Origin of the sequence: Bradyrhizobium sp. CCBAU 53338 (genome assembly GCF_015291665.1) — a bacterium.
GTDB lineage: Bacteria > Pseudomonadota > Alphaproteobacteria > Rhizobiales > Xanthobacteraceae > Bradyrhizobium.
Genome location: NZ_CP030049.1, coordinates 178,450 through 197,681, shown reverse-complemented (window position 1 = coordinate 197,681; position 19,232 = coordinate 178,450). Strand labels below are relative to the sequence as shown.

General features: G+C 57.5%; 14 protein-coding genes and 2 pseudogenes. 3 read left to right on the top strand and 13 right to left on the bottom strand.

Features of this window, described 5'->3' with window-relative positions; translation table 11 throughout:
* Positions 1 to 81: 81 nt before the first annotated feature.
* Positions 82 to 322: pseudogene (locus XH90_RS39220) on the top strand (IS630 family transposase); the annotation flags it as partial.
* 647 nt (positions 323 to 969) lie between these two features.
* Here the strand turns inward: XH90_RS39220 and kynU are convergent.
* The 7 genes from kynU to XH90_RS35150 form a co-directional block, all read right to left on the bottom strand.
* The gene (kynU, locus tag XH90_RS35180; protein ID WP_128929957.1) at positions 970 to 2,184 is read right to left on the bottom strand and encodes a kynureninase; all 1,215 of its coding nucleotides are present in this window, start codon (positions 2,182 to 2,184) and stop codon (positions 970 to 972) included.
* Positions 2,181 to 3,020, bottom strand: coding sequence for a tryptophan 2,3-dioxygenase (gene kynA, locus XH90_RS35175; protein WP_128929958.1), 840 nt, complete (start codon positions 3,018 to 3,020; stop codon positions 2,181 to 2,183). Before kynA ends, kynU begins: the two co-directional genes overlap by 4 nt.
* A 256-nt stretch (positions 3,021 to 3,276) precedes the next feature.
* Positions 3,277 to 4,128: an ABC transporter permease gene (locus tag XH90_RS35170; protein ID WP_128929959.1), complete on the bottom strand. Its 852-nt coding sequence runs from the start codon at positions 4,126 to 4,128 to the stop codon at positions 3,277 to 3,279.
* A gap of 2 nt (positions 4,129 to 4,130) precedes the next feature.
* The gene (locus XH90_RS35165) at positions 4,131 to 4,976 is read right to left on the bottom strand and encodes an ABC transporter ATP-binding protein (RefSeq protein WP_164933581.1); all 846 of its coding nucleotides are present in this window, start codon (positions 4,974 to 4,976) and stop codon (positions 4,131 to 4,133) included.
* Entirely contained in the window at positions 4,976 to 6,022 is a 1,047-nt protein-coding gene (locus XH90_RS35160; protein ID WP_128929961.1) for an ABC transporter substrate-binding protein, read from the bottom strand. The genes XH90_RS35165 and XH90_RS35160 overlap by 1 nt, the downstream gene beginning before the upstream one ends.
* A 46-nt stretch (positions 6,023 to 6,068) precedes the next feature.
* Positions 6,069 to 7,283, bottom strand: coding sequence for a CaiB/BaiF CoA-transferase family protein (locus tag XH90_RS35155; RefSeq protein ID WP_128955189.1), 1,215 nt, complete (start codon positions 7,281 to 7,283; stop codon positions 6,069 to 6,071).
* Positions 7,283 to 8,218: a hydroxymethylglutaryl-CoA lyase gene (locus XH90_RS35150; protein ID WP_128929962.1), complete on the bottom strand. Its 936-nt coding sequence runs from the start codon at positions 8,216 to 8,218 to the stop codon at positions 7,283 to 7,285. The genes XH90_RS35155 and XH90_RS35150 overlap by 1 nt, the downstream gene beginning before the upstream one ends.
* A gap of 446 nt (positions 8,219 to 8,664) precedes the next feature.
* On the opposite strand from XH90_RS35150, the gene XH90_RS35145 reads away from it, so the two are divergent.
* Positions 8,665 to 9,825 (top strand): amino acid aminotransferase, encoded by a 1,161-nt coding sequence (locus XH90_RS35145; protein WP_128929963.1) that lies wholly within the window; start codon positions 8,665 to 8,667, stop codon positions 9,823 to 9,825.
* A gap of 41 nt (positions 9,826 to 9,866) precedes the next feature.
* Here the strand turns inward: XH90_RS35145 and XH90_RS35140 are convergent, their stop codons facing one another.
* Positions 9,867 to 10,676, bottom strand: coding sequence for a GntR family transcriptional regulator (locus XH90_RS35140; RefSeq protein WP_232995542.1), 810 nt, complete (start codon positions 10,674 to 10,676; stop codon positions 9,867 to 9,869).
* A 1,096-nt stretch (positions 10,677 to 11,772) separates the two neighbouring features.
* Here XH90_RS35140 and XH90_RS35135 point away from each other — a divergent pair.
* The gene (locus XH90_RS35135; RefSeq protein WP_128929965.1) at positions 11,773 to 13,029 is read left to right on the top strand and encodes a diguanylate cyclase; all 1,257 of its coding nucleotides are present in this window, start codon (positions 11,773 to 11,775) and stop codon (positions 13,027 to 13,029) included.
* A 435-nt stretch (positions 13,030 to 13,464) separates the two neighbouring features.
* Here XH90_RS35135 and XH90_RS35130 read toward each other — a convergent pair.
* From XH90_RS35130 to XH90_RS35110, 5 genes and pseudogenes are all read right to left on the bottom strand, one after another.
* A pseudogene (locus XH90_RS35130) lies at positions 13,465 to 13,859 on the bottom strand (cell filamentation protein Fic); the annotation flags it as partial.
* Between the two features lie 295 nt (positions 13,860 to 14,154).
* Positions 14,155 to 16,689, bottom strand: coding sequence for a S8 family serine peptidase (locus XH90_RS35125; protein ID WP_128929966.1), 2,535 nt, complete (start codon positions 16,687 to 16,689; stop codon positions 14,155 to 14,157).
* A complete protein-coding gene (locus XH90_RS35120; RefSeq protein WP_128929967.1) occupies positions 16,592 to 17,668 on the bottom strand; it encodes an AAA family ATPase in 1,077 nt (358 codons plus the stop codon). The genes XH90_RS35125 and XH90_RS35120 overlap by 98 nt, the downstream gene beginning before the upstream one ends.
* A 615-nt stretch (positions 17,669 to 18,283) precedes the next feature.
* On the bottom strand, positions 18,284 to 18,658 hold the full coding sequence (locus tag XH90_RS35115) for a type II toxin-antitoxin system HigA family antitoxin (RefSeq protein ID WP_074274398.1): 375 nt from the start codon (positions 18,656 to 18,658) through the stop codon (positions 18,284 to 18,286).
* Positions 18,658 to 18,969, bottom strand: coding sequence for a type II toxin-antitoxin system HigB family toxin (locus XH90_RS35110; RefSeq protein WP_128929968.1), 312 nt, complete (start codon positions 18,967 to 18,969; stop codon positions 18,658 to 18,660). Before XH90_RS35110 ends, XH90_RS35115 begins: the two co-directional genes overlap by 1 nt.
* Positions 18,970 to 19,232 lie beyond the last annotated feature (263 nt).

Below are 19,232 nucleotides of genomic sequence, written 5' to 3'. Positions count from 1 at the left end.
TGCGACGACGGCGCCGGAAGGCGCGCGACCAAAAAATTCGACGGTTGCGGGCGAGGGGGCCAGACGGCTTGGCCGGCAGGTCACTACACCCCGAAACACGCCAGTTGGCTCATCATGGTCGAGTGCGAGATCAGCGTGTTTCAGCGCCAGTGTCTTGGCCGCCGCATCGACGACCCCAAAAGGTCCCGAAACGAGATCGCAGCATGGCAAAGCCGGCGAAGCAAAACTCGAGCTCGCATCAAGTGGATGTTCGCAACCTGACAAAGCACGCGCCAAACTCGGCCGCGCCTATCCAGCCACCGCAAAGAGTCAAAATCACTGAGCTGAACCACTAGGTGCTCGCGCATTTTAGTCGTTCCAAAAAACGTTAGGGTGATCCCGCTCAAATTTCGGAGTTTCAGTCGTTTCCGACACCGATAAGCCGGGCTAGTAAGAGCAATAACCAGAAGGCACCGTTCATTCGAACACTCCCTTCTTCTCTACGCCGAAACGACGCACTCCATCCTGCTTCGATCCGTCGCGGAACGAGGAGCGGAGCTCCTCGCCGGGGGCGCTCGGGAACGGCATGCATGCCTATCTGTAGGTTCAATCCTAATTCGGACTCCGTAACGATGAATTAGGACACCGCGGTTAGGCGGAGATCGTCGGGTGCTTCCTCAGTCCCACCCGACACAGCTTAAATGCGTATATCGGAAAAGGGAGGTCCCGGCGGCAAACCGGGGCTTTTTCGTTTGGCTCAAGGCGGTAAACACAAAAAGGCAAAAACGCCGCCCGCTTGAAAAACCGATGCGAGCGGCGTTTAGCCAGCCAAGGGAAGGTGATGCAAAATCCCAGCGAGCACTAGTATGCACAGACTGTAACACGATTTTGTGTCGGGGAAAGGGACACCCGCCAGACGAGTACCTGCTATCTCGCAGCAGGGTATTGTGTGTGAGCAGACTTGGTGGAGACGCACGCATTGCTAAGCGCTCATGTCACGGCATGCACAACGTCATATTCTGGCCGCCGCCAAAGCTCCCGCGTAAATACCCGCTCGATCACCTCGATTGCTCTCATCACTTCGGCCTTGCCGATATAAAGCGGGGTGATACCGAACCGCATGATGTCGGGCGCCCGAAAGTCGCCGATCACGCCATGGGCAATCAGGGCTTGCATCGCTGCGTAGCCCCTTTCAAATGCGAACGAAACCTGTGAGCCTCGCTCTTCATGCGAGCGCGGCGTCACCAGCCTGAGCTGCGGGCAGAGACGCTCGACTTCGCCAATCAGCAGATCGGCGAGCTCGAGCGAGCGAGCGCGGACTTCATGCATGTCGATGCGGTCCCAGATATCGAGCGAGGCTTCCAGCGCTGCCATAGCGAGCACGGGCGGAGTGCCGATCCTCATGCGCTCAATGCCAACTGCTGGTGCATAGCCGAGATCGAAGGCGAAGGGCTTGGCGTGGCCCATCCAGCCCGACAGAGCAGGCCGCGCGTGATCAGCATGGCGCGGCGCAATGTAGAGAAACGCCGGCGCCCCAGGGCCGCCGTTGAGATACTTGTAGGTGCATCCGGCCGCGAAGTCGGCGCCAACGCGTGCGAGATCGACGGGCAACGCGCCGGTAGAATGTGCGAGGTCCCAGACAGTGACGATGCCCAGTGCGTGGGCTCTTGCGGTGAGCTCGGCCATGTTATGACGCCGCCCCGTGCGATAGTCCACCTCCGTGATATAGAGCACCGCGATTTCCTCGGACAGCGATTCCTCTATCTCCTCAGGCCGAACGAGCCGCAATTGGTGCCCGCGTCCCAAGGTCGCGATCAAGCCTTCGGCCATATAAAGATCGGTCGGGAAATTGCCGGTATCCGACAACACGATTTTGCGATCACGATTCATCTCGAGCGCGGCGGAGAGCGCCTGATAGACCTTCAACGACAGCGTATCGCCAACGGTGACAGACCCAGTTTCAGCGCCAATAAGCCGTGCAATCCGATCACCCAGCTTGCGCGGCTGCACATACCAGCCGGCAGTATTCCAGGCGCGGATCAGCTCGACGCCCCACTGCTGCTGGATGACGCGGCCCATTCGATCAGCCGTGCTAAGCGGCAGCGGACCAAGCGAATTGCCATCCAGATATGTCACACCGTCCGGAATGTTGAACAGCGGCTTTGTCTGTTCGTAAACGCGCAATCTGTTTTCTGTAGTGCTCATAGGACCGTTCGGACGCGCCAGAGTTCCGGGAATAGTTCGACCTCCAGCATTCGCTTGAGATAGCTGACGCCGCCGGTGCCTCCCGTACCTCGTTTGAAGCCGATGATGCGCTCCACGGTGGTCACATGGTTAAAGCGCCAACGGCGGAAATAGTCCTCGAAGTCGACGAGCTTCTCAGCAAGCTCGTAGAGCAGCCAATGCGTTTCCGGCGCCTCATAGACACAGCGCCAGGCCTCGACCACTGCATCGTTGAGGCGATGCGTTTCACGGACATCACGTTCCAGTACGGAGCGCGGAATCGCAAGCCCCTTGCGGTTGCCGAGGCGCAGCACCTCGTCGTACAGGCTTGGGATTGTGAGCTCCCTCTCAAGAAGCCGTGTCGCCTCCGCATCATGCGCGTGCGGCTTCAGCATGGCTGGATTGCGATTGCCCAAAACATATTCGATGAGGCGGTACTGACGGGATTGGAAGCCGGACGACTGTCCGAGCTTCGCCCGGAAATGCGTATACTCGCTTGGCGTCATCGTGCGCAGCACGTCCCATGCGCTGTTCAACTGTTCGAAGATACGTGAGACGCGCGCCAGCATTTTCATTGCCGGCGCGACGGCGTCGCGTGCAATCGCGTCGCGGGCCGCACCCAATTCATGAATGGCAAGTCGCATCCAGAGCTCCGAGGCCTGATGCTGCACAATGAACAGCATCTCATCGTGCGCATCCGACAGCGGATGCTGCGCGCTGAGAATGGTCTCCAATCGCAGATAATCGCTATAGGACATCCGCGCAGCGAAATTCGTTTCTGCGCCTTCTGCTGTTGGATCGTAGTCATTGTTGGCCATCGCGGGCGTCCTTAGTCAGACCGATCAGACAAGGGGTGAGCTCTGACCAGGGATCTCTTAGTGGGACGACTGCGCCTGCAGGGGTTGCGATTTGGCTCGACGACGAGACGACTCGGAACCTCCCGCCTGATCCGGACATCCCCCATCAGCTCGGCTTGGCAACTTAAGCTGAGACGTTCACCGCCGCCCACCCGCGCTGCGAGCGTGCCAAATTGCGCATTCATCGTCGCTGTTCCATCATCTGCCGGTCGACGATTTATGCAGATCTTTCGAACTGCGGCTGCCAACGCAAGAGGTATGATTGCAAATATTGTACAAGCAGCGCCAGCATGGTTCCGACGATCATCATTATAAAGATCGCGACCATCATTTCGCTGGCATTGGCGCGTGCCTCTGCCTCAATGATGAGCTTGCCGAGGCCACGTTCAGCGCCGATAAACTCTCCGACGATCACGCCGACAAGTGCAAACGACACTGCAGGGAGCAGAGACGCGAACACCCAGGCCAGCGCAGACGGAATGACAACGGTACGCAAGATGGTCAGCTCGCTCGCGCCCAATAGGCGGGCGGCGGCAATTTGATCTCTGTCGACCGCCCGCGTGCCTTCGAACGTATTAAAGAACACGATGAAGAACACGACGAGTGCGGCGGTCACCACCTTCGACACATCGCCAAGGCCAAACATGAGAATGATCAGTGGCACGAGCGCGATGCGTGGGATCGAATTGAACGCCAGAATGAACGGTCCAAATATGCGCGCAAGAACGTCCGAGCGTCCGAGGAGGAGGCCAACGACGATGCCGGCGGCCGAGCCGAACAGAAATCCCCACCAAGTATTCTTCAGCGTGACAAGCGTCGCTATCCAAAGATTGTTATCGGCATTCCTGAAGCAGACCAGAAAATCCGATGGGTCGTTGAGGCAGCTAAGCCGCAAGAAGCTCTGCCAGATCAATGACGGCTTCGCCACGAAATACGGGTCGAGAATCTTGGGAACATAGGCTCTTGGCAGAACTGCTTTGCTCCATTCAAAGCCCCATTGCCAAATCACAAGCAGAAAAGCGAAAATTGCGATCTGCCAGAGCACGATCACCTGACGACGGGTAGCCATGATCAATCGGCCTTGGTACGGCGAAACTCTTCGCCAAGCGAATGCCAGATGTGAGAATACAGGCGGCCGAATTCGGCCGTTTCGCGCAACCCGACTGGATCTCGCGGACGAGGAAAGGGCACCTGGAAGTCATCCTTCAGCCGTCCGGGCCTTGCGGACAGGACGATGATGCGGCTGGCCAGTGTAAGCGCCTCGCCGAGGTCGTGAGTTACGAACAGCACAGTCTGCCGTTCGCGCTCCCAGATATCGAGCAATGTCTTGTGCATTTCCAGCTTGGTATGAGTATCAAGCGCGCCGAAAGGCTCATCCATCAGGAGAATTTCAGGTTCGAGGATGAGGGTGCGCATTAAGGCCACCCGCTGACGCATCCCGCCCGAAAGCATCCGAGGAAAGCTCTGGCCGAAGCCAGTCAACCCGGCCTTTCCAATCGCATCGGCAACCCGCGCGGAACGCTCCGTCTTCGTGATACCGGAGATTTCGAGCCCGTAGCCGATATTCTGCTCGACCGTTCGCCAAGGAAATAGTGTGTCGCGCTGAAACACGTAACCGACGTTGGAATTTACCTTGCCGGTATCAACTAAGTCGCCGTCGACGAGAATTCGGCCGCCTGAATGTGGCAAGAGCCCGGCCACCATGTTGAGGATCGTGCTCTTTCCGCAGCCGGAGGGGCCGAGCAAGGCAACGAATTCGCCTTGGCGAACCTCGAATGATACATTGTCGACGGCAGCAAAATCGCCTCGACCGGCGCTGAAGCGCTTAACTAGTCCTTGCACAGCAATCCGAGTGCGACCAGCGTCCGCATTCGTCGTTTCTCGGGCAACGGCGAGGCTGGGGCCAGGCGCGGACATCACTTGTATTTTGCCTTCGCTACATTGAGAAAGCTCATATCGACAACGTCCTCGTATGCAGTCTCCGGAATTTCTGTACCCTTGCGGGACCAAATTCTGCTGCCCCGATCATAGGCGGCTTTGTCGATGTTTCCGTCATATGCCCAAGTCAATTTGTCAAAGCCAAGCTCTGCGCTAACGGCGGTGGGATCGATTCCAGAAAACCACTTGGGCGCAACCAGTGCCTGGACTTCGGCGAGCGGCGTCGTTTTGACCCACTTCATCGCCCGATAAATCGCGTTCACGAAGGCCTGTACCGTCGGCTTGTCCTGCTCGATCGTGTCCGCCAGCGTGTAGACGACCAGCACCGGAACCGTGCCCCCGAAATCTTTCTCAAACATCCCCGGTTGGGAGGTATCGTAGATCAGAGTGCCAAAGCCCTTTTTCTTGATTTCGATGATCCAACTTGGCGGTGCCATGATGGCATCAAACTGCTTGGTTTCGAGAGACGGAAACATGATCTCCTGCCCGCCGCCAGCGACCCAATTCACTTTTCCGCCAAGCCCTCGTGCTTCAAACAGATAAGTGCCATAGACCCAACTGCCCGATCCGATGGCCGTGGCCGCGATGATCGGCTTGGCCCCGTCTGGGCGCTTGTAGGCCGCTAGCTTCTCGAGCGACGTGATGCCGCTTTCATAGAGGTCTTGCCGCACAACAACATTGGCGTACGAGCACGCCATTTCAGTTGCGAGCAGAATTTTGCATGCCTTGCCGCGCGCCGTGAGTTGAAGGGGGTGACTGGCGTCACCGTGGGCGAACATCGCTTGGTCCGAAGCGAGCATCTGGCGACCGAAACTGCCCGAGTTGCCTGTAATCAGTTTCGAATTGAGTCCTTCATCCCTGAAATAGTTCTTGAGCTCGGCGATCATGCCGATGGCATAGATTGGCGTTGTGGGGCCGAAGGCGAGGGTGACCGGCTTGCCTTGAGCGCGCGACTGGCTCGGCAGCAACGAGGTGCCCGCAAATGCGGAGCCCGAAACAAGGACTCGGCGCCGTGTGATGGTCATGCATTACTCCCCTGCTGCTTGTTGCGAACCAGGCGCTTAAGATCCGTCATACGGCCGACGAGGCGATTGTCCCCGCTTTTTCTAACGCAGCGATTTCGTTTGTCGAAAACCCGATATCGCCGAGGATGTCGTGTGTATGTTCGCCGACCTGAGGCGGGTCATTGCCATTTGCGAGGCGGCGGCCGTCGAGCGATATCGGCAGCAAGGGGGTTTTGGTGTTACGGCCATCGGGCAAGCGGATCTCGGTCAAACCACCCGATTTATTGAGGTGGGGATCGCTGAACAAATCACCCGGTTTGTTCACGGGCGCATAGGGCAGCTCAAGTTCTTCCAGCTTCGCGGCAAGTTCGGCCTTGTTCCAGCCGCCAAATATCTTGGCGACTTCCGGGATCAGCCAGTCGCGATGATCAACTCGACCTTGAGCCGTGATGAAACGCGGATCGCTCAGCCAGGCAGCCCGATCAAACGCGAGGCAGAACGCCTGCCATTGCTCCTCCCCAACGACAGTGACGAAAAGCTTTGATCCGTCCTTTGTATCGAACAGGTCATAGATCGGCCAAGGACTGTCCTTCACCGAGTACGGAATTGAAGGGCGTCCGGTGACGACCTCGCACATCATCGCCTGTGCCATTAGAAAGACGTTGTTCTCGAAGAGGGCGCTTTGGATGTAACGACCGCGGCCGGTGCGCTGTCGTTCGGCGAGCGCGGCTTGGATCGCGATCACCCCAAACATGCCACCCATGACGTCATTCACTGAGGCGCCCGCGCGCATTGGCTGGCCCGGCAGGCCGGTCATGTAGGCGAGCCCGCCCATCATCTGAACGACTTCATCGAGCGCAAGACGGTTCTCGTAGGGTCCGGGGAGATATCCCTTGAGTGAGCAATAAATCAGCCGCGGCGCGAATGCGGCCACTGAATTGTAGTCGAGACCGACCCTCTTCATCAAACCCGGTCGGAAGTTTTCGATCAAAACATCGCTGCGCTCAGTGAGCCGGCGCGCCACCTGTTTGCCTCCCGGGCTCGACGTGTCGAGCGCGATGCTGCGTTTGTTCCTGCTGTATGTCGCAAAAAAACCCGCGGCAGGCCCCTTGAAATAGCGAGTGCGATCGCCCTTGAGCGGCTCGACTTTGACCACATCGGCGCCCAGGTCGGCGAGGATGAGCCCACAGGTAGGGCCCATGACCATCTGACTGAATTCAACGACGCGCACGCCTTCGAGGGGGCGGGGAATTGTCGGCCCTGATGTGGGATTGCCGCCCATCATGCCACCCTCCGCAACACCCTTGGAATTCCAGCCTCGTGCAGATGACCTGTCAGGTGCTTCTGCTCAACGTGCCGGGCGAGAATTTCGCGTGTCGCCATCAACCGATCCAGATCGATCCCAGTGGAGAGGCCCATCCGTTCGAGCATGAACACGAGATCCTCAGTCACAATATTGCCCCGTGCGCCCGGTGCGAAGGGACAGCCGCCAAGCCCCGAAACAGCAGCATCGAAGCGCCGGACATCCGCTTCGAGCCCCGCGACGACGTTGGCAAGACCGGCGCCAAGCGTGTCATGCAGATGTAGCCTGAGCATCATTTTTGGGCCGGTCTCGTTGCGAACCGCGCGTACGATCCGCTTAACCTGCGTTGGGGTGCCGTAGCCGACGGTATCTGCTAGTCCGATCTCGTCCGCACCCGCCTCGGCGAAACCCTGCACAAGGCGACACACCGCGGCCTCACTGACGTCGCCTTCCATTGAGCAGCCAAAAGCTGTCGCTACAGCGCCCACAAGATGCGGCCGCTCAGGAGCTTTTTGCGCGTTGATCCTCGCACGAACTACACGGAATGCTTCGAGCTGTTCCTCAATCGTGCGGCGCACATTCGCCCGGTTGTGCGTTTCGCTCGCCGAGATCACGAAATACATGCTGTTGACTCCGGCCGCGAGCGCGCGCTCAGCACCTTTAACGTTCGGTACGACCGCGCCGATGGTCGTAGACTTATGGGTCAACGCGTGCGCAACAACTGCTCCAACGTCGCCGAATTGCGGCACGACCGTAGCCGGTACAAATGAGCCCGCATCGACCTCGCTCACCCCCGCGGCGACGATCGCACTGATCAGCTCGCATTTTGCGCCTGTTGGCACAATGACATCCAAGTTTTGAAGGCCATCGCGCGGTGCAACTTCGCAGATGTGCACATCCGGTGAATTGTCCATTGGCGCCCTATTGTATATTCTTGCATTAAAGAACAATATGTGACATCATCTGTCAATGAAGATTCCGAACCGCTTCGGGGGCCCCGGAACGAGGCTCTGCCGGTGGGCGGCCAGGACATGATCCGCTCGCATTCCGCGGAATTCTATTTTCGGGTGAGGTTTGCATGGATTATCCTGTTGGCTGAACTGCCTGGCGCTGCCTGTTCGCGCGCCGCGCGGCGATATTCATCGGGCGTCCGCTTCAGGGGTGCATCCCGACGGAATCCTTTCGCCCTGCGGTTCTGGCGTAAGCCAAATAGCGTTCTTGGTGAAACGGAAGCGCCGCACCAAGAATGCCTTTCGTCCACGAAGCCACGCCCGTGCCCGATTGAAGAGGCGCGCCAACTCCAGCCCTCATTGCATAGAGCCAATGAGCCGCACAAACGATCGTTCAGTAAGGAGAAGCTATGTTTCAAGCCCTGCCTGATCTGCCGGCCGACGCCGTGTTGGCGTTAGCCGAGGCATGCCGCAACGATCCTCGGCGGGACAAGATCGACCTGAGTGTGGGGGTCTATCGAAACGATAACGGCGTTACGCCCGTCCTGTCCGCGGTGAAGGCCGCCGAACATCTCTTGGTCGAGGGACAGGACACCAAATCATACGTAAGCCCACTCGGTGACACAAAGTTCGTCAGCCTTATCCGCGAGCTCGCGATCGGAAACATCGAGGTGGATCGACTAGGTGGCGTTCAGACACCTGGCGGCGGCGGTGCGGTCCGGTTAGCTTGCGAGGTCATAAAGCTGGCGGCACCCTTTAGCCGGATATTTGTGGGCCTGCCGACATGGGGCAACCACATTCCAATCTTTGAGGCCGTGGGATTGGAAATAGGTACGTACACCTATTACGACGTCATTTCTCAAACGCTTCGCTTCGACGAAATGCTCTCATCGCTCAAGAGCGCAAGGAGAGGGGATATCGTGCTGCTTCACGCGACTTGCCACAATCCATCGGGCACGGATCTTAGCCTTGATCAATGGCGGGCGATCGCGCAACTTGTGGAGGAGAGAGGCCTCATTCCTCTCATCGACTTTGCCTATCAGGGATTCGGTGATGGTTTAGAGCAGGATAGAGAAGGACTAGAAATAGTGCTGTCCAGCGTGAGCGAAGCGTTCGTCGCTTATTCTTGTAGCAAAAACTTCGGACTGTATCGGGAGCGGACCGGAGCGCTCTTCGTCTATGGCACGAACCCGGTCTCAGTAGGGCGGACTGTTCAAGCCATGGCTGCCCTAGCGAGAGTTAACTGGTCCATGCCGCCCGACCATGGTGCTGCGGTCGTCGGCACTATCCTGTCGAACACCGCCCTTCGTCAGGATTGGCTTCGCGAGCTCACGACGATGCGGGAAAGAATTTTAAAAATTCGTGCGGCCGTCGGACGGGGTATGCCCGAATTTTCTCAGCTCGGGGCGCAAAAGGGAATGTTCTCCACCTTACCCTTGCATTCTGCCACGATCGACCGTCTCCGCAAGGATGATGCGATCTATATCGTTGGAAACGGCAGGATCAATCTGGCCGGCCTTACAACTGACGACGTGCCACGCTTTGTCGACAGTGTCCGGCGAGCAGTTTAAGCTGTCGAAATGCAACTCGGAAACGGATCCGCCTGTGGCACCTATCTGAAGACGTACACCTTAAGCGGGCGTCGAATATGACGCATCATCAGAGCCGATGCATCAGCATACCGGCGGGCCTCCAGGACGTCGAGCAGCCTCAGGTGTTCCTTCACGTGCCGGCGCATGCCGTCGCGATCAGCGAAGCTTCGGTATGCAAACAAGCGACGAATCGAATTTACGCGCTTAAGTGACTCGACGAAGAAGGGATTCTTGGCACCGCGCGCGATCTCCTCATGGAAATCACATCCCCATTGAAACACTTCACCTATCGTGAATTTTTCCAGCTCGCCATCAAAAATGCGCAGCTGGCGCTCGCGAAGTCGCTCGATGACCTCTGGCGCCAGAGCGTAACCAGGTTGAGCAATTGCTGCTGGTTCGATCACCGCGCGGAACGCCATAACTTGTGTCTGCGCTTCGGGACTTGATACAGTTTCAGCAAAACGCCACCCGTAGCCCGGTGAGCGCGCGATCCACCCTTCCGCTGCGATCCGATCCAGCAGTCGTTGTAATTCGGTGCGTGTTAGATCGTAACGGCGCAGCAATTCGGCTTCCGTGACATCGGCGGGAAGGCGCTTTGCGACCACGTCCGTTGCAATCGTCGCGTAGGCCTCTTCCGCGCGGCTTACCGCCGCCAGTGTGGATTGTGCGGCTACGCTCGTAGGGTCTCTTGTCAAGACAAAGCCGCGGTGCAATTCACCGCGCGCGAACCCCGCCTCTTCTAGAGCCTTTAAGCCTAGGCGAATTGGCGCGCGCGACAGGCCAAGCGCATCGGCAAGCTTTTGCTCGATGAGGCGATCGCCGGTCTTCATCCCATCGCGACGGACAACGGACAAAATGAGCCCAGCCAAGTGCTCGGCACGACCGAGCGGGCTCTTTTTCTTGGGCCGTCGTGAGATGGGCGACAACGGCCGAGCATCTCGATTCAAAGGTCTTTCTTTCCCGTTTGCCAGCATGTGGATGTAACTCGTGGCCAAGAGCGAAGTCAACTTGGAGCTATTGTACTAAGGATGCGAACATTGCCGCTGTGGCAAGGCTCCAAGTCCGCCGCCTTCCAACTTAAGGAGGCGCAACGCGAAGTTTGGCGAAGCCAGTTGCGGCTTTCGGATGGACGCGTCTGATTTCGCGCTCAATCTCGTCGAGGCGCACTTCGATCCGGCGTACTCCTGGTTCGCGTCCTCCTTTCTACGTAGATGCATCGACAAACTCGGTAACAATCTTATGCGCGAGATGCTGGCATAGCCCTCCTAATCTTGAACGCCTCAAGCCCATCGAGGTAGATTGCGCGACCGTCAACACAAGCCTTCGTCCATGGATCGAGATGAAGCGTCGGCAGATAGAACAGCCGGCGTTCCAGTTCGATGTCCTCTGATGCGGTACTTCCGGCTGCGCTCATGGCACCCCTCAACGTAACCTAATTTTTTGCGAGCAGCGTCAGCTATTTCCCGGAAGGGTATTGCTGCGGCAAGATCGCCAAGAAAGTGCCAGATCCCGAGCTGTCGTTCCAGGAAAGCGGACTTGAGGATGTCAACCATCTGGTTCGGCTGCACCCGTCCTCGGAGCTTGGGTTGCGTCTATGGACTTCTGGCCTGGGCTGCCATTCTTAATGCCGCCCGACCCGCGGGCGCGTCTCACCGCGCCCCAAATACAACCCTCCGCGGACGCACACGCCTGAAGGGGCGGTCGGCTCGGCGAGCCACGGTGAGGAGCAGCCGAATAGTCGCCACTGGTCTGCTGATCTTTCACCGGGAAAATACGGGACCGACGGCATTCATCTCCTGCTGAAATGGCCAAGATTCTGGAGAGGGTAAGATCAAACCGGAAATCAAACGGAATATTTACGCTTCGCCGAAGTGGTCCGGTAACGCATAGAAACTATACTGCCGCTTGTCCGAGTGGCAGGTTGGAATGAACGAGATCGCAGTAACATTAGCTTCCGTCGACGCCTGCGTGAACGGGCGACGGACGCGATCGATCAGATTCCCCCCGGACATCGAACGGCAATTTGAAGCCGACATGCACGACAAGCGGTGTAAGCGCTTGACGATCGGACTGCTCGTTTCGGCTCCCCTCTATAACCTTTTTCTGCTCGGAGATTGGCTGCTGGTCCCGGACGTCGTGCGGCTGGCCATGTGGGTACATTTCTCAATAGTGACTCCGTGGATGCTATTGGTCGCCTGGCTCGTATCGCGCAAACCGAGGCCCTTCGTACGGGAGCTCCTAGCAGCCAGTGTTCCGCTACTCATCATCTTGCAGATCGACCTCGGTTTTGCCCTGACGGCGAGCGAGAGCGCTGCGCACTACCAGTACGTGGTGATTCCAACTTTGCTCTACACCAATGTCTCACTGCACAGACTCGAATTCCGCTTCGCTCGTGTCGTGACTGCCGCGATCCTGTTGCTTCACACCGCGTTCGTCATATCCGCAAGCTACATCTCCGCCCCGATAGCGGTGACCATCATCGTTCAGCTCCTCATCTGCGGTTACATCACTCTGATCGCAAACTATACAATGGAGCGCGATCTCCGTAGAGCCTACCTCTATTCGCTGAGAGATCGGCTCAGGCACGCCGATGCGGACGCCGCTTCACGCCGCGATCCATTGACGGGGTTAGCAAACCGGCTGCATCTTGATGATGAACTGTCGCGAGTTTGGTCTCGCCCCGAGTGCCGAGCATCGCCCGTTTCAGCTGTCATGATCGATATCGACCATTTCAAGCACTTGAACGATCGCTACGGACATGCTGCAGGCGACCTCTGCCTGAAACGAGTCGCCGCCATACTTCAGGCAGAGATACGAAGGACGGGTGACCTCGTCGCCCGATATGGAGGCGAAGAATTCCTGATAATCCTGCCGGATATGGCGATGATGGATGCCGTGCGGCTGGCCGAACGCATTCGCCGATCGATCGAAATTGCTGCGATCCCCAATGAAGGCCGGAGCCTCTTAGGCATCGTCACCGCCAGTTTTGGCGTCGCAGCTTGTTCGCCGTCGGATTTGTCTCCTCTGGAATTAATTGCTGCGGCCGATCACGCCCTGTATGCCGCCAAAGGCAAAGGACGTAATCAGGTCTGGCCTCCACTTGTGGCCGACGCCACCGTTCGCTCGTTGACTGAACCATTGACGTTTATGGCGTCGTCCTCAGAAGCAGCACGAGGGGTTTGATTTTCCTGCTTGGGCAAACCCGTGGGAAGCTGCGTAAGCCAGGGACATACGCTAAGCTCTCGATTGCTTCCGTGCCTCCCCCGATCCGGGCTGGGGTAGCCGATCTCGCGTCGAGTCTGATCCACTTGAGCAGTCATATTCAGATTCCAGGATCTGAAAAAGCGATACTCGCTCGCTGCACGGCAGAGACTTGGCTACGGCTCTGCTTTGCCAAATGAACCTGCGTATAACTGTTCAATCCTCTCGACTTCCTCTTGGGTCAGCGCCGCGAACTCATTGGCTCGTGCGCGGTTTGATAGCTTACCTTGATTTTGCCGAAGAAAGCCGAAGAGGTTATTCAGCGTCCTCTCGGGCATATCGACTAAACGCTCGACGCCGGCGCAGAACGTGTCGAACCCTTGAAGAACTCTGGCTTCATTCGGAAGATCTTTCTCAGTTCAGCTCTCGACCGAGCAGCCACTCATACAGGAACCAGATGCGACGCCTGTAAAGACCGGTCAGCTTCTGTTTGACCAGCTCGACGATTTCGCCTTCGGCCACAGCAAGAAAAAGCCGCTTCAGGACGGCAAGATCCACGCCCTCGTATTTCAGCGCAATGTTAGATGCGCCTCAAGGGAAGCTTCTGGGGCGTGCCGAGGTGTGTAAAGGCGCCAGCCATCCTGCTCTAGGATACGATGCTTGGTCCCGATCGCCGAGAGCGTCCGTGGAATTGGAGCGGAGAGGTGATAAGCGTCGATGAGGGCGGCATAGCCGGCCGGAGCACCGGCTTCGGGCAAACGCCGGTCATGAAAAATCGTCCCTGCTCCTGAAAACTGTGCGCTCAACGACATATTCCCGAAAGTTCAGCGGCATTAGAGGAGGCGGACGTCGCCGATCTTACGAGATGAGATTCTTCAAGGCCGGATAGCTCGCGCCGAACACGAAACCGTCCACGCTGCGGGAATCGAAGGCGAGCAACCAGAGACCTTGGGCTTCATTGCCTGAGAACCTGAGAATTTCAAAGGTGCAAAAGCTGCGCCGTTTGGCCCGGGATTTCAACCTCTTGGATTGATGCGGCACCTCCGGGCACCTTAGGCAGGCCCATCGCTGGTGAGATCCGTCTTTCAAAGGTCGAGCACAATCGAGCTAGCGGACCGGAACGGCAATGGGCGGCGCAATCCGCGCTCGAGCCTCATTGTAGACCTCAATGATGCCTGGCATGGCTACGGTTACAGCAACGCCGAACGGAACTTGCTCGTCTATCTTGCTGCCTCTGTCAGGCTCGCGTTGAATGATCAGCTCGATTTCAGAATCGACTGTCAGAGCCGGCGCCTTGTCGCCCAGCCAGCGCCGAGAGAAAACGGTCCCCTTGCTTGCCTGATTGACATCAGGCTGCGTCTTGGATGGCTGCACGCGGAACTGATCGATCTCATCTGAACTCGCCAAAAGCGAAAGCTTCACTGAGCGATACGATTGTCGACCGGGATGCACGGGCGTGAACCATGCAAGCGTTGCGGTCACCGAGTGGGGGAGAGATTGGCCGCTCATGCAAGCCGGTAACGGAACAACAACCGAACGTCTTGTCTCCTGCGCCAGCGTTCCGACGGCCCAAAACGTCGCCCTGTCGGAAGCGCAATAAATTGCATCGTCCGGACTAACAACGCCGTAGCCTAAGAAGCGCCGGATATTATCCTTCTGCCTGACGAATTGCTTTGCATCAGCTGGACCTAGCACGCTCTTGATGAGCTCGGCGCTATCTTGCGGCCACGAGGCTGTATGCACTAACAGCGCCTTGAGAAGCGCGGCGCGCTGATGGTGGGGCAGGGACAGAAAGTCCTGCCCGTACGTGTCTTCCAAAGCGTCATGAATTCTGTGAGCCGTCCTGGAGGCCAGAGCTGCCGCAGCACTTGTGCCGGAAGTGTAATGCTCCCAATTGCTGCTGCCCTCGCGCGGCGGAGCTGCAACCTTGAGCCCATGCGGTCGAGCAGGTCCACTTGGCCTTACAGCAAGCGCCGTTCCACTGGCCACCATGGTTAAATGCTCACGAGAGCCAGGCATCAAAATATCCGGTTTGACGCCGTTTGCAAATCCTGGACCCAATCCGCTGGATGGATTGGTGATGATCATCGGATGATACGGATCGACCCTGCCTCTAGCGCTACGGCGATCGGCTGCGCTAACGGCGTCGATATTGGCGGAGCCTACCGTGATCCCGTTCACTGTTTCCGACGGTGAAAGCAGCCGGCGAGAAGTGATCAATCGCGACAGCGCGGACAACGTATGTCTGGCCCGATCGGGCTGGTCCGTCGCTTCATAAGCAGCCATGGTGGGGATGGATGCTATCTCGAATGAGCCGGCGTGATTGCCGGCACTCACGCAGAACAGAATTCCATATCGATGGGCCAATCTGTCGACCAACCTCGCCCAGGGCGACAGCCGCCCATGAAATGGCTTTCGGACATTGCCGAGCGAAAGATTGACGATCACAACTGACGGAGCGCTCGGATCGTCGTTGCGCCGCATCGAGACCACAGCTTGATAAACCAGGTCGACAATCAGCCGGTCCTCAGGAAATTGATCAGCAGCCCCCAAGAGCGGTATGCAATGGATGCGGCGCGCCAGCGGCGGCTCATTGGTGTTTCGGTCGCCATGCACGATCAGAGAAGCCATAGCTGTGCCGTGAGCCCTTTCAGCCACGACGGCTGCGCCCTCTAAATCGAATTGATCGTCGACATTCATTCGATCACGAAGCAGAGGGTGCTGGGAAACGGGCACGCCATCCAATAAGGCCAAAATTGGTTGGCCTTCAGAAGGAAGCGGTCCCAGTCCGCCTTGGAGCTGACTGGCGTCTTCGACTTGCACCGGCGCAACAATACTCTGTGGCCGAATGTGCATGACCGGGTCCATGCCGCTCAACCCGGTCGCGGAGCGCTCGGTAATTTGCCGGATCGCGGCAACTGGCAGGTTAGCCAAAAGGGCATGATAGGCGATGTCCGGGATCCGGCACTGCGTCACAAGAGTGCCACCGACCGCCCTAATCTCGCTGATGACTCCTTGTTGGTTCGAAGCCGCCATGTCCTCCGACGATCGAAACACAAGCTCGATCTCAACGGGGAGAATTTCCTCATCTCCCATGAGCTCGATCTCGTGCGCAAGGATCTCTCGATCACCATCTTGAACACGATCTCCCGGCCCCCATACTCTGATGTCACGGAGCGTCGCAAAGACATCCCGCCAGGGTGCGAACCCCTCCCCAATTGCTTGCCCGGATACCCATCTCTTCCAGAGCGACAGGATGTTCTGCAAAGCCGTGACATCTGGCACAAGAAGATAGGCCTCAGGCGACTTGTCCTTCTCATCGCCCTCCAGCTCCTCTTCATCGATGAGCTCCAGACCAGGCACTCTTCGGATCGCATTCGCAAAATTCGCAACTGCCCCCCGAACCTCAAAAACCAGCAGCCGCTCTGGCGCCAGCGCGGACGGGTCTGATCGCAAAGTTAAGCCGCTTGGGTCTCGACCCAAGACTTGTTCGAGGCGACGGAAGCGGGGGCCAAATGCTGCATTCTGTGCAGCAGCCGTGAATTTAGCCGGCCTGGGGATCGGTTGCGGCCTGCCTTTTGGTCTTGCCGCCTGATTGCCTGGCGTCAGTCGCAGCAGAGGCTTCGTTGGATCGGCCGCCATGCAGGTTCTCTGGCTTTACTCTCGATGACCAAAATTCGAGTTCAGTCTTGACCGCAGAATCGATCGAGATCTCACCAAGACCAAGAATTTGTCGCCGTCGAACGTTCTGACAGAAATCAAGCACTTCAGCATAGGAGGTTGCGTCAATCTTTTGCGCGAGTTCAAAAGCCGACAGCGAAGGGCGCTCGGGCCAGCCCATATAAATTCGTTCTATGAAATGTGCGATTTCCGCAACTTGCGGAGCGGGAAATGCAATCTTTATCTGAAAACGTCTCCATACGGCTCGATCAAGCAATTCAGCATGATTCGTAGCCGCTATTGTTACCACGTAACTGGGAAGTTTATCGATCTGCATCAAGAGAAACGAAACAACGCGCTTGATTTCGCCCGTTTCGTGATCATCTCCACGCTCTTTTCCAATCGCATCGAACTCGTCGAAAAACAAAACGCAAGGTTGGGTTCGCGCATAGTCGAATAGCGCGCGAAGACGCGCGTTTGTTTCGCCTAGATAGCTTCCTACGAGCGCGTCGTACCGCACCACGAAAAACGGCAGAGAAAGGCCCTCTGCAATCGCTTCTGCAAAGGAAGTTTTGCCGTTGCCTGGAGGACCAGACAGGAGAACCCGATGCCGCGGCTCATATCCGCTTGCCCGCAGCACGTCTGCCCGCACATGCTCCTCGATCAGCTGCATCCCTTCGGCGCGCGCAGGCAAGGGTAAAACCAGCTCATCGAGAGATATGCGTGGCGTAACTTCTAAAATCGTGTCGCGCCCAGCAGCTTGCGGAGACCGCTGAGAGGCAACCAGACTTGGCGGCGTCACAGCTATCGTCTGCAGCGCTCGCTCAAGCCGATCGGCCAGCGCGTGATGACTCTTTGCGCGCTCATCAGCCACAATCGCTTCGACCGCCGAGCGCATCATTGGCCGATCGCCGGTCACACCGGCGCGCACGAGAGATATGAGTAAGTCGCTCTTGGCCATGACAGACAGCCTATTACAGGATTGCGCGCCCACGCTGCTAGAAATGGTCCCAGCTTGTGAACAACTCGCCGATAACCAAGGTTCCTTGCCGGGGTCGCTCGGCGAGCCTATCCGGCGGGGATTAACATATTGAAAAGCTGCAACAAATAAGACTTCTCGTCCGCCGTCATGACTGGTCGAGTCTGTTCTGCCTGCTCAAGCATTCCCCGTCATCCTGTTGACTGCCTGCCTCTGACAAAACTAGCCAGCCTTCATAGCTAGCGCCGACCGAAAGTCCGGCAGAGCCTTCGAGCACTCGCCTCGCGCGCTTTGGCGCTTTATGCCCATCCGAGAGGGGTCGTCAGGGGATTGTTCACTTTTTGTTCAATGCCGTCAAGTCGCAGTCCAATACCGGCGTTCGACCTGTTCCGGAGCGAGAATCGTGAGCAAATGGATCAAGCCCACCGGGGGCGCCGATGCTCGTATCCGTGCATAGTCGAGCTGCTGCAAGCAATGGATGACCCTAATCCCTAAAAGGCGTTGGAATCGCATGCGCTGAACTTTCTCGCGTCGATGCAAATATTCACGGCCGCCGAGCAAAGTAGCCCCCTATCGAAAGTCATGGTCCCGATTGACCTAAGCCGCAACACTTCCGCTCGCGGAGATCAGCAAATCCGCTGGAATATGGAAACGTTCGCGCAGACGCTTCACCATCGTCATGCTCAATTCGCGCTTGCCGGACATGACCTCACTGACGCGACTAGCAGTGCCCAGAAGCGGCACAAGATCAGCGCGCGTCAAACCATGTTGTTCCACCAGATAGGTTAGCAAATCGGGCAACGGCGGCGCTTTGCGCGGCCAGCGTGCGCGTTCATAAGCCTCGATAAGGCGAGCCTGAGCTACCATACGCGCTCGATCGGCAGCCTCGTTAGATTGCATCAGCTTGCCGACAAGCGCCTTGGCCGCCTCATGATCGGCCTGGTTCTGGATAATTATCAATGTTGCCTTCATCACACCGTCTCCGCGTCCACCTTGTCACAGTCTTCATGACTGCCGAAAAAGCGGATCATCAACACGCCATCACGATATTGAACCATGGCGATCAGGCGGTAGTCATTGGCCTTGATGTTGAACACCACGCGTCCGCCTTTCAGGATGCTTGCCTTGGGATGCGATCGCTTCACCTGTTGCGGCGTCCGCCAGTCCGAAGCCTCAGCAATTGCCAGCCATGCCCTGTATTGAGCGCGCGCTGCATCGATGCCCCGATGACCAGAGCGTTCGGCAAAATAGCGCTCACCAAGGTCCGTGCCGACCACCAGCATGAAGGGATACTACCGTCGATTTCCCAAAAATGGAAGAGGGGAATTTCCATTTTTGGGAAACGCATGCCGCCCGCCGACAGTAAGATAGTCTTGCCACTCGGGGCTAATTCACGATCCGATCGGCTCGCACTTTCGCGGCGAAGCCGAAGCCCGCCGCGAACGCTTCTAGGCACGCCCCGCGGTTGATAAATCAAAATCGCATTTCGAACTCAGAATGACGCGGTCAATTGCGACTGGACAATTTTGTGCGTTAGAAGCAAAAG